Below are 11,507 nucleotides of genomic sequence, written 5' to 3'. Positions count from 1 at the left end.
TGCGGTCACCGTCCTGTGCCGGGTGCCCGGGCGGGGGCGCCGGCTCGGGCCGGGACGTGGACGTCGTCGTCGGCGGGGGCAGGGGCCCGCTCGCGGACGCTGCCGCGGCCCCTTGGGTGGATGTACGGGCAAATGGTACGGAACCGGAGGGTGTCTGCCCGGCGCCGGCGGTGCTCATGCGTATGTCCGTCCCCTCGTGCGGTGCGGTCCCGGAGCCGAGTGGTCCCGCGCACCTTGTGCAGGCATCGTGCCACTGCGAGCGGTGTGCGCGCAGGGTCATCGGCCCGCGAACGGTCCGTGTGGGGGTACACCGTGCGCCGTCGTTGGGCTGTCCGGGTGGTACGGGGCTCCGCACCCCGTGGGGTGGCCTGGGGTGGCGCCCGGCATCATGGCGGTATGCGAGCAGTGGTGCAGAGGGTGAACGGCGCACGCGTCGACGTGGCGGGCGAGACGGTCGGCGAGGTCGTGGGGGAGGGGCTGTGCGTGCTGGTCGGGGTGACGCACGATGACACCCCTGAGAAGGCCGCTCAGCTGGCCCGGAAGCTGTGGTCGGTGCGGATTCTCGACGGGGAGAAGTCGTGTTCGGACACGGGGGCGGGGCTGTTGGTGATCAGCCAGTTCACGCTGTACGGGGACGCCAGGAAGGGGCGTCGGCCCACGTGGAACGCCGCCGCGCCGGGGCCGGTTGCCGAGCCGCTCGTCGACGAGGTCGTCGCGCAGCTCCGTGCGCTGGGCGCGCACGTGGAAACGGGCCGGTTCGGGGCGGACATGAAAGTCTCGCTGACGAACGACGGCCCGTTCACGGTGCTTGTCGAGGTCTAGGGCTCGACCACGACCTCCTGCGCCGCAGCCGTCCCGTCCGCCATCAGCTCCGCGTCCACCGCCACATTGCGCTTCACCAGCGCCAGCGCGATCGGGCCCAGCTCGTGGTGGCGGGCCGAGGTCGTCACGAAGCCGACCTGGCGGCCCTCGGGGCCGTCGGCGGCCAGGCGGACCGGCGCGCCGTGGCCCGGGAGCTTCACCTCGCTGCCGTCCAGGTGGAGGAAGACCAGGCGGCGCGGGGGCTTGCCCAGGTTGTGGACGCGGGCGACCGTTTCCTGGCCGCGGTAGCAGCCCTTCTGGAGGTGGACGGCACTGCCGATCCAGCCCAGCTCGTGCGGGATGGTGCGGTGGTCGGTCTCCAGGCCGAGCCGCGGGCGGTGCGCCTCGACGCGCAGCGCCTCCAGGGCCAGTACGCCGATCGCGGGGCCGTGCGCGGCGGCGAAGTCCGCCAGGGAGGCGCGCGGCAGGAAGAGGTCGCGGCCGTGCGGCGTCTCGCGGACGGCGGCGGCGTCGCCGGGCGTCTCGGTGATGGAGCCCGCCGGCAGGTGGACGACGGCGATCTCCTCCGTGCGGTCGGCGGCCTCGACCCGGTAGAAGAACTTCATGCTTTCCAGGTACTCGAGCAGCGCTTCCTGGGTGCCCGGCTCGGTGTGCATCCAGGTCGTCTCGCCGTCGTCGACGAGGTAGACGGCGTGCTCGATGTGGCCGTTGGCGGAGAGGATCAGCGCCTCGGTGGCGTGGCCGGGTGCCAGCTCGCTGACGTGCTGGGTGAGCAGCAGGTGCAGCCAGGTCAGCCGTTCGGGGCCGGAGACGGTCAGTACGCCGCGGTGCGAGAGGTCCACGAAGCCGGCGCCGTCGGCGAGGGCACGTTGCTCGCGGAAGAGGTCGCCGTAGTGGGCGGCGACGCCTTCGTCGGGGGCCTCGGCGGGGACGGCACCGGGCAGCGACAGCAGGGGGCTGGCTTCAGAGGGACGCAGCATGGTTACCAGCCTACGACCCGGTACTACCGGAGAGTCGGCCCGCTCGCCCCCAGAGGTCAGCTCGCGTCCGTGTCGCCGGTCCCGGCGGCCTTCTCCGTGGCGTCCGCCGCCTTCGCGGTGCAGGCCGCGCACCGGCCGAAGATCGCGAAGTGCTTGAGGTCCGTGTCAAATCCGAACTGCTCACGCAGCGTCGCCGTGAAGGGCGCCGCCACCGACAGATCGGCCTCGATCACATCCGTGCAGTCCCGGCACACCAGGTGGATGTGGTGGTGCCGGTCGGCGAGGTGGTAGGTGGGCGCGCCGTGCCCGAGGTGGGCGTGGCTGACCAGCCCCAGTTCCTCCAGCAGCTCCAGGGTGCGGTAGACCGTGGAGATGTTGACGCCGCCCGCCGTCTTGCGCACCTCGGTGAGGATCTCGTCGGGCGTGGCATGCTCCAGCCGGTCCACCGCCTCCAGCACGAGCTGCCGCTGGGGGGTCAGACGGTATCCGCGCTTGCGGAGGTCGCTCTGCCAGTCGGTGGTCACCACGCCCCCAGTGTAGGTGCGCCCGCCACAGGGCCTGCCGGGCTCAGCACCTGTGTACGGAGAGGGGCTTACGCCTCGCCCTGCGGCTTGTACGGGGTGCCGTCCGCGTTGAAGAAGGAGACGCCGTCCGGCATGTCGTCGGGCAGGCTCTCCGCCCACTCCTGCAGGCTCGCGTCGGCGACCTTCTTCAGGTGGGCCGACATGTACGGGCGCAGCGGTACGTCCGGCGTGGCCTTCTCGCCGACCCACATCAGGTCGCTGTTGACGTAGCCGTACAGCCGCTTGCCGCCGCTGTACGGGCCCGCGGCCTCGGTGCGGGCCACGGCGTCCGTCGCCAGGTCGATCTGCGGCTTCTGGTCGGCCAGCTCGCCGTACCAGACCTCGACGATGCCCTGGTCACGGATCATGACGATCTCGACCTTGCGGTCCTTGTCGATGCGCCAGTAGCCGCTCTCGGTCTCCAGCGGGCGGACCTTCTTGCCCTCGCCGTCCAGCACCCAGCTGTGCGAGGTGTACTCCAGGAAGTCACGGCCGTCGTGGGAGAAGGTGACCTCCTGCCCGAAGTTGCACTTCTCGGTGCCGGGGAAGTCGGCGACGCCGGCACCTTCCCAGCGGCCCAGGAGGAAGGCCAGCGGTACGAGGGCCGGGTTCAGGTCGGACGGGATCTCGATCATGAGAGCTCAGGCGATCTATAGAAGAGGTGAAGGTCTCGGTCCGCGCGTACTCAGCGCTGGCCCTGGTACAGCTTCTTCCAGGTCAGAGCGGCAAAGGCGATGACGCCGACGCCGACCAGGACAAGCAGAGTGGTGAAGAATGCCTCAAGCACGAGCGCGCTCCTCGGACGGAGTGAGGGTTTACGGACCGTAGGTGAGTCTAGTCGCCGTGCGAAGCGGCGGCGCTGTGAGGTCCGCCCCAGCCGGCCGGGCGGCGCTCACCTGCGGCCCTTGTCGTCCAGCTCGCGCCACCAGCGGTCCGATTCCGGGTCGCCGGACTCGTCCCACCAGCGTTCACCCGGCTCCCTGCGGTTGGCCACGATCGCCGCGAAGGGCGGGATGATCATGGCGACTACGCACATCGCCACCGCCGCCGGGACGGACCAGAGCCGGACCACGCCCCAGGCCAATACGAAGAGCGTGAGGCAGACGGCCATCATGGCGTAGTACCGGCGATGACGCCGCTGGACGGACATGTCTCCACGGTAAGACCGCGCGGCGGCGGAGGAAACCGTACGGAGCGCGCGGAGGGCCGCACCCCCAGCCAAGGCGTCCAAACCCCTGGGGTGCGGCCCTCCGGCCGTAGAAGTACCGCTGAGCGGTGCCTCAGACGGCGATGGCGACCTCCGCCAGGCCACCCTGCTGGGCGACCACGGTGCGGTCGGCGGTGCCACCCGGGACGAGCGCGCGCAGCGTCCAGGTGCCCTCGGCCGCGTAGAAACGGAACTGTCCGGTCGCCGAGGTGGGGACCTCGGCGGTGAACTCGCCGGTGCTGTCCAGCAGGCGGACGTAACCGGTGACGGGCTCGCCGTCCTTGGTCACGCTGCCCTGGATCGTGGTCTCACCGGGCTTGATGGTCGACGCGTCGGGGCCGCCGGCCTGTGCTCCACACATGGGGATTCCTTGAGGGGTGTAGGGAAGGGTCGGGGCTTACTTCGCGGGGCCGAGCTCGATCGGCACGCCGACGAGCGAGCCGTACTCGGTCCAGGAACCGTCGTAGTTCTTGACGTTCTCCTGGCCCAGGAGCTCGTGCAGCACGAACCAGGTGAGCGCGGAGCGCTCACCGATGCGGCAGTACGCGATGGTGTCCTTGGCCAGGTCGACCTTCTCGTCCTCGTACAGAGCCTTGAGCTCCTCGTCGGACTTGAAGGTGCCGTCGTCGTTGGCGTTCTTCGACCACGGGATGTTGCGGGCGCCGGTCACGTGGCCGGGGCGCTGCGACTGCTCCTGCGGGAGGTGCGCCGGGGCGAGCAGCTTGCCGCTGAACTCGTCGGGGGAGCGGACGTCCACCAGGTTCTTGTTGCCGATCGCGTTGACGACGTCGTCGCGGAAGGCGCGGATGGAGGTGTCCTGCGGCTTGGCCTTGTACTCGGTCTTCGGCCGGTTCGGCACCTGCGAGCCGTCGACCAGGTCGCGGGAGTCCAGCTCCCACTTCTTGCGGCCGCCGTCGAGGAGCTTCACGTCCTGGTGGCCGTAGAGCTTGAAGTACCAGTAGGCGTAGGACGCGAACCAGTTGTTGTTGCCGCCGTAGAGGACGACGGTGTCGTCGTTGGCGATGCCCTTCTCCGACAGCAGCTTCTCGAAGCCGGCCTGGTCGACGAAGTCACGGCGTACCGGGTCCTGCAGGTCCTTCTGCCAGTCGATGCGGACCGCGTTCTTGATGTGGTTCTTGTCGTAGGCCGAGGTGTCCTCGTCCACCTCGACGATGACCACCTTGGGGTCGTCGATGTGGGCCTCGACCCAGTCGGCGTCGACGAGGACGTCGGTACGGCTCATGAGTTTCTCCTCCGGGGCAGTTGCGGATGCGCGGGGGTACGCCGGGTGCGCGCGGCGGCATTCAGAAGCGCGCGGCGCTGCGCGGAAATACGAGGGGATGCGGGGCCATGGGCCTCGCGGCCGGGAGAACGGGTGGCAGAAACCCGTCAGACAGACCGACAGAGCATGGCGGCGACGCGGCACAGGTCGACTGCCCGCCGCTTCGTGAGATCCGCCTGTCCCCGCTTACGGGAACGGCTCATCAGGCTCTGCATGGCTCCGATCGTAAAGAGGGACGGTGGGGCGTGTCACCGGTGTGTCGGATGCTGAGACGTAGTCGTCCGCAATGTGGAAGCAGAGTCGGGGCGGAGTGGCCGGGAGGCCGCCGGACAGCGGGTTCGGCGGCCTCTTCGGGTCGCGGTACGGACAGCGGCGTCTCAGGAGGTGGACGCCCGGCTCCGTACGGAGGGCGCGAAAGGGCGTGGATCAGCCCGGCAGCCGGACGTCGGTGCCCTTCGCGGCGACCACGATGCCGTCGCGGGTGGTCGTCACGCGGTCCAGCTCCAGCCCGGCCGGCAGCTCGCCCAGCTTCCAGTCGTGGTCCGTGCGGGCCCGCACCTTGTCCTCGCAGCCGGGGACCGCGGTGCACAGGGCCGGGAGCTCGTCGGCGCGCAGCCGTATCGTGTCGCCGCCCACCGTGGAGATCGTGCCCACCACGTCGAGGTTGCTGAGCAAGGGGACATCGGGCGAGATCTTGACCTGGCTCTTGCCACCCCCGCCGGCGCCGCCGTAGGAGACGCGGACGCCGTCGCCCGCCGCCTCCGTCAGGTCCGCGTAGCTGATCCGCGCCTCGCCGGTCGCCGAGGCGGCGCCCTCGATGGAGGTGTAGTCGCTGCTCAGCTTCACGTCGTGGAACTGGGCCGACAGCTCCGTCACCCGCAGCCGGCGGCCGTCCGCGGTGGCCTCGATGCCGCCGAGCGTGGCGTCGACCTCGGTGAGCGTGCCGCTCGCGACCTGGGTGAGGAAGGGGAAGCCCTTGACCGAGACCTGCGGCGTCTCGCTCAGGCCGAGGCTGCCGCGGATCTTCTCGGCGGCCTTGTCCTCGGCGAAGTTCACCGCCAGCCGGTCGGCGGCCACGAACAGCACGCAGACCACGACCAGTAGCACCACGAGCCTTCTCAGAGCACGCATCGAACCCCTTCCCCCCACGCTTCGGTGTCGCGCCGAGCCTAACCGGACCACTCGCGCGGCGGCATGAATCGGCCGGTCACCCTCCGTACATGAGGAGCGTGACCGGCCGTGCGAGGTTGCCCCGGCGGGGAGATCGTCAGCTGAGGGCGCGCCCCAGGACGTAGACGGCGGGCGCCGCGAGCGCCAGCGGCAGCGCCACGCCGGCCGTCAGATGCACGAACCGCGAGGGGTAGTCGTAGCTGGCCACCCGCAGGCCGATCAGCGCGCAGCCGCCGGCCGCGAATCCGAGGACGGCGCCGGCCGTGCCGTAGCCGCCCAGCTGTCCGGCCGCGATGCCCGCGCCCGTGGCGGCGAGCAGCGCCAGTACGACGGAGACGGGGCCCGGCAGCGGCAGCGCGCGGGCGAGCACCGCGACCGCCACCGCGGCCGCGCCGGTCACCGTGGCGTGCGGCTCGGCCGCGAGGTGGCCCGCGGCCAGTACCGCCAGCGCGGACGAGGTGAGGCCCGCGGTCAGCGCGTACATCCGCTCGTCCGCGCTGCTGCGGTTGCGCAGCTGCAGGACGAGGACGAGCAGACACCACACGCCGAGCGTGCCGATGCCGACGACGGGCGCGTCGTCCCGGGCGGTGGCCAGCAGCGCGACATCGGTGACCAGGCCGCCGAGGAACGCCAGCGCAATGCCCTGGCGGGCCGGCCACATGCCGTTCAGCCGGAACCAGCCGGCCGCCGTGACCGCCTGCAGGACCGCGACCACCACGGCGGGGAACACCCGGGGCAGCGGCGCCGCCAGCGCGAGCAGCACGGCGAGCCCCGCCGTGAGCGCGGCCGGCTGGAAACCGGGCGGGATGATCGGCGAGTGGCCCAGGGCGCGGGCCCGCTGGTTGGGCGCGAGGCGGGAGAGGTCCTCGGGCGGCTCGGCGGCGGCCTGCGGCGCGGGCTCGTGGAGCGCCGCGGCCTGCGGTGCCGCGTGCCGGCCGGACAGCTGGGCCGTCTCCGCGGTGGCGGCCGCGTGCGCGGGCAGGCCCGCGTCGGTCTGCCAGGTGTCGCCCTCCCATGTCTGGGTACGCGGCTGCGCTTGTGCGTAGGGGGCCTGGGGCTGGGCGTACGGGTCGGCGTACGGGTCCTGGGGCTGGGCGTACGCGTCATGAGGCTGGGCGTAGGCGTCCTGGGGATAGCCGCCGTACGCGCCGTCGCCGTACTCGCGGCCGTCATGGGCTCCGTACTGCTGGTCGTACTGCTGGCCGTACGGCCCGGGGGTCCCGAACTGCTGCTGCCCGTAAGGGTTCTGCTGCTGGTCGCTCATCTCGGCGCTCATCCTCCCGCGAACGGCGGGAGGACCTCGACGGTGCCGCCCTGGGACAGCGGGACCGCGGCGTGGTCGCGGCCGCCGACCGCGGTGCCGTCCACGAGGAACGAGCAGCGCATGAGGACGCGCGCGAACTCCGGGTTCGCCGCGTGTGCCGCACGCGCCGCGTCCAGCGCCTCGGCGAGCGTACTCGCGGCGTACGGCTCCTCGGCGGTACCGGCCGCGGCCTTCGCCGCCGCCCAGTAGCGCACGGTGCCTGTTGTTGTCACGACGGCCCCTTCTCCTCTGTTGCCGCCTCCATGATGGCCTACGCGGAGGCAGAGAAAAGTCGGTTGCTGCGGGCAAGCGTTCGCATAAGCTCGACCGAGTGCTGGTACGACTCGCCAGGGCGCACCTTGGCCCCCACAGACGCTCGATATCGCTGATCGTGCTCCTCCAGCTGATCCAGACGCTGGCCACCCTCTATCTGCCCACCCTCAACGCCGACATCATTGACAACGGTGTCGTGAAGGGGGACACGGGCTACATCTTCCGTACCGGCGGCCTCATGGTCGCCGTGACGCTGCTGCAGATCGTCTGCGCGATCGGCGCCGTCTACTTCGGCGCCCGTACGGCCATGGCCCTCGGCCGCGACATCCGCGCCGCCGTCTTCGACCGCGTGCAGTCCTTCTCCGCGCGTGAACTGGGCGGCTTCGGCGCGCCCTCGCTCATCACCCGCACCACCAACGACGTCCAGCAGGTCCAGATGCTGGTCCTGATGACGTTCACGATGATGGTCTCGGCGCCCATCATGATGATCGGCGGCGTCGTCATGGCGCTCAACCAGGACGTGCCGCTCTCCGGACTGCTGCTGGTCATCGTCCCCGCGCTCGGCGTGCTGGTGGCGCTGATCGTGCGGCGGATGCGGCCGCTCTTCCGCGGCGTGCAGGAGCGCATCGACACCGTCAACCGCGTGCTGCGCGAGCAGATCACCGGCATCCGGGTCATCCGTGCCTTCGTCCGCGACCAGCACGAGCGGACGCGCTTCGAGCACGCCAACACCGACCTCTACGACGTCTCGCTGCGCGCGGGCCGGCTGATGTCGATGATGTTCCCGCTGGTCATGCTGATCGTGAACGCCTCCAGCGTGGCCGTCGTCTGGTTCGGCGGGCACCGCATCGACAGCGGCGGCATGGAGATCGGCGCGCTCACCGCCTTCCTCAGCTACCTCATGTACATCCTGATGTCGATCATGATGGCGACGTTCATGGTCATGATGCTGCCGCGCGCCGAGGTCTGCGCCGAGCGCATCCAGGAGGTGCTGAACACCGACACCAGCGTCACCCCGCCCACGGCCGGCATCACCGAGCTGCGCCGCCACGGCGAACTGGAGCTGCGCGACGTCGAGTTCCGCTTCCCCGGCGCCGAGGAGCCGGTACTGAAGGACATCTCCCTGCTCGCCCGCCCCGGCGAGACCACCGCCGTCATCGGCTCCACCGGCAGTGGCAAGTCCACCCTCCTCGGCCTGGTGCCCCGGCTCTTCGACGCGACCGGCGGCACGGTGCTCGTGGACGGCGAGGACGTACGGAACCTCGATCCGCGCACCCTCTCCGACGCCATCGGCCTGGTACCGCAGAAGCCGTACCTCTTCTCCGGGACCGTCGCGAGCAATCTGCGGTACGGCCGGCCCGACGCCACCGACGAGGAGCTGTGGCACGCGCTGGAGACCGCGCAGGCCCGCGACTTCGTCGAGCGGACGGAGGGCGGCCTGGAGGCGCCGGTCGCGCAGGGCGGCAGCAACTTCTCCGGCGGCCAGCGGCAGCGCCTGGCCATCGCCCGCGCGCTGGTCCGCAAGCCCGAGATCTACCTTTTCGACGACTCCTTCTCCGCGCTGGACTACGCCACCGACGCCGCCCTGCGGGCCGCGCTGGCCCGCGAGACCGGCCGGGCGACCGTGGTGATCGTCGCGCAGCGGGTGTCCACCATCCGCGGCGCCGACCGGATCGTCGTCCTGGACGAGGGCCGGGTCGTCGGCACCGGTACGCACACCGAGCTGATGGCGGACAACGAGACGTACCGGGAGATCGTTCTCTCCCAGCTCACCGAGCAGGAGGCGGCGTGAGTACCCCGGCCCCCCAGAAGAGAGGCCCGGCCCCGGCCGCCGGCCCCGCCCGTTTCATGGGCGGCCAGCCCACCGAGAAGTCGATGGACTTCAAGGGCTCGGGCAAGCGGCTGCTGCGCCAGATGCGGCCCGAGCGCGCCATCGTCACCGTCTCGATGCTGCTCGGCACGGTCAGCGTCGCGCTGACCGTCGCCGGGCCGAAGGTGCTCGGCCATGCCACCGACCTGATCATGGCCGGCATCGTCGGACGGCAGCTGCCCGCCGGACTCACCAGGGAGCAGGCCGCCGAGGCCCTGCGCCGCAAGGGCGAGGACGGGCTCGCCGACATCCTCGGCACGATGCCGGTGGTCCCCGGGCAGGGCATCGACTTCGGCGCGGTCGGCACCGTGCTGCTGTGGGTGCTGGTGATCTACGTGGCCGCCTCGCTCTTCGGCTTCGTACAGGCCCGCATCGTCACCAAGGTCGTACAGAAGACGGTGTACCGGCTGCGCGAGCAGGTCGAGGAGAAGCTCGCCCGCCTGCCTCTCCGTTACTTCGACAAGCAGTCCCGCGGCGAGGTGCTCTCCCGCGCGACCAACGACATCGACAACATCCAGCAGACCTTCCAGCAGACGTTCTCCCAGATCGTCGCGTCCCTGCTGACCATCGTCGGCGTGCTGGCGATGATGTTCTGGATCTCCCCCCTCCTGGCACTGGTCGCCCTGCTCACCGTCCCGGTGTCCGTCGTCGTCGCCACGAAGATCGGCAAGCGCGCGCAGCCGCAGTTCGTCCAGCAGTGGAAGACCACCGGCAAGCTCAACGCGCACATCGAGGAGATGTACACCGGCCACTCCCTGGTCAAGGTCTTCGGCCGCCAGCAGGAGTCCGCCGAGCTCTTCCGCGAGCAGAACGACGCGCTCTACGAGGCGGGCTTCAAGGCCCAGTTCATCTCGGGCATCATCCAGCCCGCGATGATGTTCATCGGCAACCTCAACTACGTCCTGGTGGCCGTGGTCGGCGGCCTCCGCGTCGCGTCCGGCGCGCTGTCCATCGGTGACGTGCAGGCGTTCATCCAGTACTCCCGGCAGTTCAGCCAGCCGCTCACCCAGGTCGCCTCGATGGCCAACCTGGTGCAGTCCGGCGTCGCCTCGGCCGAGCGGGTCTTCGAGCTGCTGGACGCCGAGGAGCAGGAGCCGGACGGGCAGCACCCGGCGCGCCCCGACCACGTCCGGGGCAAGGTCGCCTTCGAGGACGTCTCGTTCCGTTACGAGGAGGACAAGCCGCTCATCGAGGGGCTGTCGCTGTCGGCGGAGCCGGGCCAGACGGTCGCCATCGTCGGCCCCACCGGCGCCGGCAAGACGACGCTCGTCAACCTCCTCATGCGCTTCTACGAGGTACGCGGCGGCCGCATCACCCTCGACGGCGTGGACATCGCCGCCATGGCCCGCGAGGAACTCCGCTCGAACATCGGCATGGTGCTCCAGGACACCTGGCTCTTCGGCGGCACCATCGCCGAGAACATCGCTTACGGGGCGCCCGAGGGCACGTCGATGGACAAGATCGTCGAGGCGGCGAAGGCCACCCATGTGGACCGCTTCGTGCGCACCCTCCCCGACGGCTACGACACCGTCCTCGACGAGGAGGGCGGCAACGTCTCGGTCGGCGAGAAGCAGCTGATCACCATCGCCCGGGCGTTCCTCGCGGAGCCCGCGATCCTGGTCCTGGACGAGGCGACCAGCTCGGTGGACACCCGTACCGAGGTCCTCATCCAGCAGGCCATGGCCCAGCTGCGGTCGGGCCGGACGAGCTTTGTGATCGCGCACCGGCTCTCCACGATCCGCGACGCCGACCTGATCCTGGTCATGGAATCCGGCTCGATCGTCGAACAGGGCACGCACGACGACCTGCTGGCCGCGGATGGCGCGTACGCACGGCTGTACGCGGCCCAGTTCGCGGAGGCGGTGGCGGAGACGGACTGAGGGGGAGCGGGCTGACGGGAGTACGGAGTGAGGGGCACGGGCCGAGGGGAAATCGGCTGGGGCCCGTTGTCAGTGACCCTCGGTAATGTGTTGAGCAGGGGCCTCAAATCCCCCCATGGGGGAGAGGCGGGGGGAAACGGTCCGCCATGGGGGAGAG

General features: G+C 70.6%; 13 protein-coding genes. 3 read left to right on the top strand and 10 right to left on the bottom strand.

The genetic code is table 11. The annotated features are described in order from the left end of the window. Positions 1-396 precede the first annotated feature (396 nt). Positions 397-822: a D-aminoacyl-tRNA deacylase gene (gene dtd / locus CCS38_RS32815; protein WP_030254831.1), complete on the top strand. Its 426-nt coding sequence runs from the start codon at positions 397-399 to the stop codon at positions 820-822. Here dtd and ygfZ read toward each other — a convergent pair. The 10 genes from ygfZ to CCS38_RS32770 all read right to left on the bottom strand — a co-directional run bounded on the left by ygfZ (position 819) and on the right by CCS38_RS32770 (position 7,542). Then, positions 819-1,802 (bottom strand): CAF17-like 4Fe-4S cluster assembly/insertion protein YgfZ, encoded by a 984-nt coding sequence (ygfZ, locus tag CCS38_RS32810; RefSeq protein WP_223736968.1) that lies wholly within the window; start codon positions 1,800-1,802, stop codon positions 819-821. The genes dtd and ygfZ overlap by 4 nt on opposite strands. Before the next feature lie 56 nt (positions 1,803-1,858). Beyond that, a complete protein-coding gene (locus CCS38_RS32805) occupies positions 1,859-2,329 on the bottom strand; it encodes a Fur family transcriptional regulator (RefSeq protein WP_223736967.1) in 471 nt (156 codons plus the stop codon). A 65-nt stretch (positions 2,330-2,394) separates the two neighbouring features. Then, positions 2,395-3,000 (bottom strand): heme-binding beta-barrel domain-containing protein, encoded by a 606-nt coding sequence (locus CCS38_RS32800; protein WP_223736966.1) that lies wholly within the window; start codon positions 2,998-3,000, stop codon positions 2,395-2,397. A gap of 257 nt (positions 3,001-3,257) precedes the next feature. Beyond that, the gene (locus CCS38_RS32795) at positions 3,258-3,587 is read right to left on the bottom strand and encodes a DUF3099 domain-containing protein (protein WP_223736965.1); all 330 of its coding nucleotides are present in this window, start codon (positions 3,585-3,587) and stop codon (positions 3,258-3,260) included. A 58-nt stretch (positions 3,588-3,645) separates the two neighbouring features. Next, positions 3,646-3,933 (bottom strand): DUF1416 domain-containing protein, encoded by a 288-nt coding sequence (locus tag CCS38_RS32790; RefSeq protein WP_030254814.1) that lies wholly within the window; start codon positions 3,931-3,933, stop codon positions 3,646-3,648. Between the two features lie 36 nt (positions 3,934-3,969). After that, on the bottom strand, positions 3,970-4,815 hold the full coding sequence (locus CCS38_RS32785; protein WP_223736964.1) for a sulfurtransferase: 846 nt from the start codon (positions 4,813-4,815) through the stop codon (positions 3,970-3,972). Between the two features lie 146 nt (positions 4,816-4,961). Then, positions 4,962-5,057, bottom strand: coding sequence for a putative leader peptide (locus CCS38_RS35810; RefSeq protein ID WP_372457185.1), 96 nt, complete (start codon positions 5,055-5,057; stop codon positions 4,962-4,964). Positions 5,058-5,280: 223 nt separating this feature from the next. Continuing rightward, a complete protein-coding gene (locus tag CCS38_RS32780; RefSeq protein ID WP_223736963.1) occupies positions 5,281-5,985 on the bottom strand; it encodes an LmeA family phospholipid-binding protein in 705 nt (234 codons plus the stop codon). Positions 5,986-6,121: 136 nt separating this feature from the next. Next, entirely contained in the window at positions 6,122-7,288 is a 1,167-nt protein-coding gene (locus CCS38_RS32775) for a hypothetical protein (RefSeq protein ID WP_223736962.1), read from the bottom strand. 8 nt (positions 7,289-7,296) lie between these two features. Further along, positions 7,297-7,542 (bottom strand): MoaD/ThiS family protein, encoded by a 246-nt coding sequence (locus CCS38_RS32770; protein WP_308050907.1) that lies wholly within the window; start codon positions 7,540-7,542, stop codon positions 7,297-7,299. A 116-nt stretch (positions 7,543-7,658) separates the two neighbouring features. Here CCS38_RS32770 and CCS38_RS32765 point away from each other — a divergent pair, with 116 nt between their 5' ends. Together CCS38_RS32765 and CCS38_RS32760 are read left to right on the top strand one after the other, a co-directional pair. Beyond that, positions 7,659-9,392, top strand: coding sequence for an ABC transporter ATP-binding protein (locus CCS38_RS32765; RefSeq protein WP_223736960.1), 1,734 nt, complete (start codon positions 7,659-7,661; stop codon positions 9,390-9,392). Positions 9,393-9,448: 56 nt separating this feature from the next. Next, positions 9,449-11,350, top strand: coding sequence for an ABC transporter ATP-binding protein (locus CCS38_RS32760; RefSeq protein WP_223736969.1), 1,902 nt, complete (start codon positions 9,449-9,451; stop codon positions 11,348-11,350). Positions 11,351-11,507: the final 157 nt, after the last annotated feature.

Source organism: Streptomyces purpurogeneiscleroticus, from assembly GCF_020024005.1.
Classification (GTDB): Bacteria; Actinomycetota; Actinomycetes; order Streptomycetales; family Streptomycetaceae; genus Streptomyces; species Streptomyces purpurogeneiscleroticus.
The sequence above is the reverse complement of the archived record's forward strand: the minus strand, read 5'-3'. Positions and strand labels throughout refer to the sequence as shown.

What these genes read in the sequence shown, in the direction of transcription:
- CCS38_RS32790 (WP_030254814.1), bottom strand. Translation starts at nt 3,933, where the DNA reads ATGTGTGGAGCACAGGCCGGCGGCCCCGACGCGTCGACCATCAAGCCC.
- CCS38_RS32780 (WP_223736963.1), bottom strand. Translation starts at nt 5,985, where the DNA reads ATGCGTGCTCTGAGAAGGCTCGTGGTGCTACTGGTCGTGGTCTGCGTG.
- CCS38_RS32800 (WP_223736966.1), bottom strand. Translation starts at nt 3,000, where the DNA reads ATGATCGAGATCCCGTCCGACCTGAACCCGGCCCTCGTACCGCTGGCC.
- CCS38_RS32785 (WP_223736964.1), bottom strand. Translation starts at nt 4,815, where the DNA reads ATGAGCCGTACCGACGTCCTCGTCGACGCCGACTGGGTCGAGGCCCAC.
- ygfZ (WP_223736968.1), bottom strand. Translation starts at nt 1,802, where the DNA reads ATGCTGCGTCCCTCTGAAGCCAGCCCCCTGCTGTCGCTGCCCGGTGCC.
- CCS38_RS35810 (WP_372457185.1), bottom strand. Translation starts at nt 5,057, where the DNA reads ATGAGCCGTTCCCGTAAGCGGGGACAGGCGGATCTCACGAAGCGGCGG.
- CCS38_RS32760 (WP_223736969.1), top strand. Translation starts at nt 9,449, where the DNA reads ATGGGCGGCCAGCCCACCGAGAAGTCGATGGACTTCAAGGGCTCGGGC.
- dtd (WP_030254831.1), top strand. Translation starts at nt 397, where the DNA reads ATGCGAGCAGTGGTGCAGAGGGTGAACGGCGCACGCGTCGACGTGGCG.
- CCS38_RS32775 (WP_223736962.1), bottom strand. Translation starts at nt 7,288, where the DNA reads ATGAGCGACCAGCAGCAGAACCCTTACGGGCAGCAGCAGTTCGGGACC.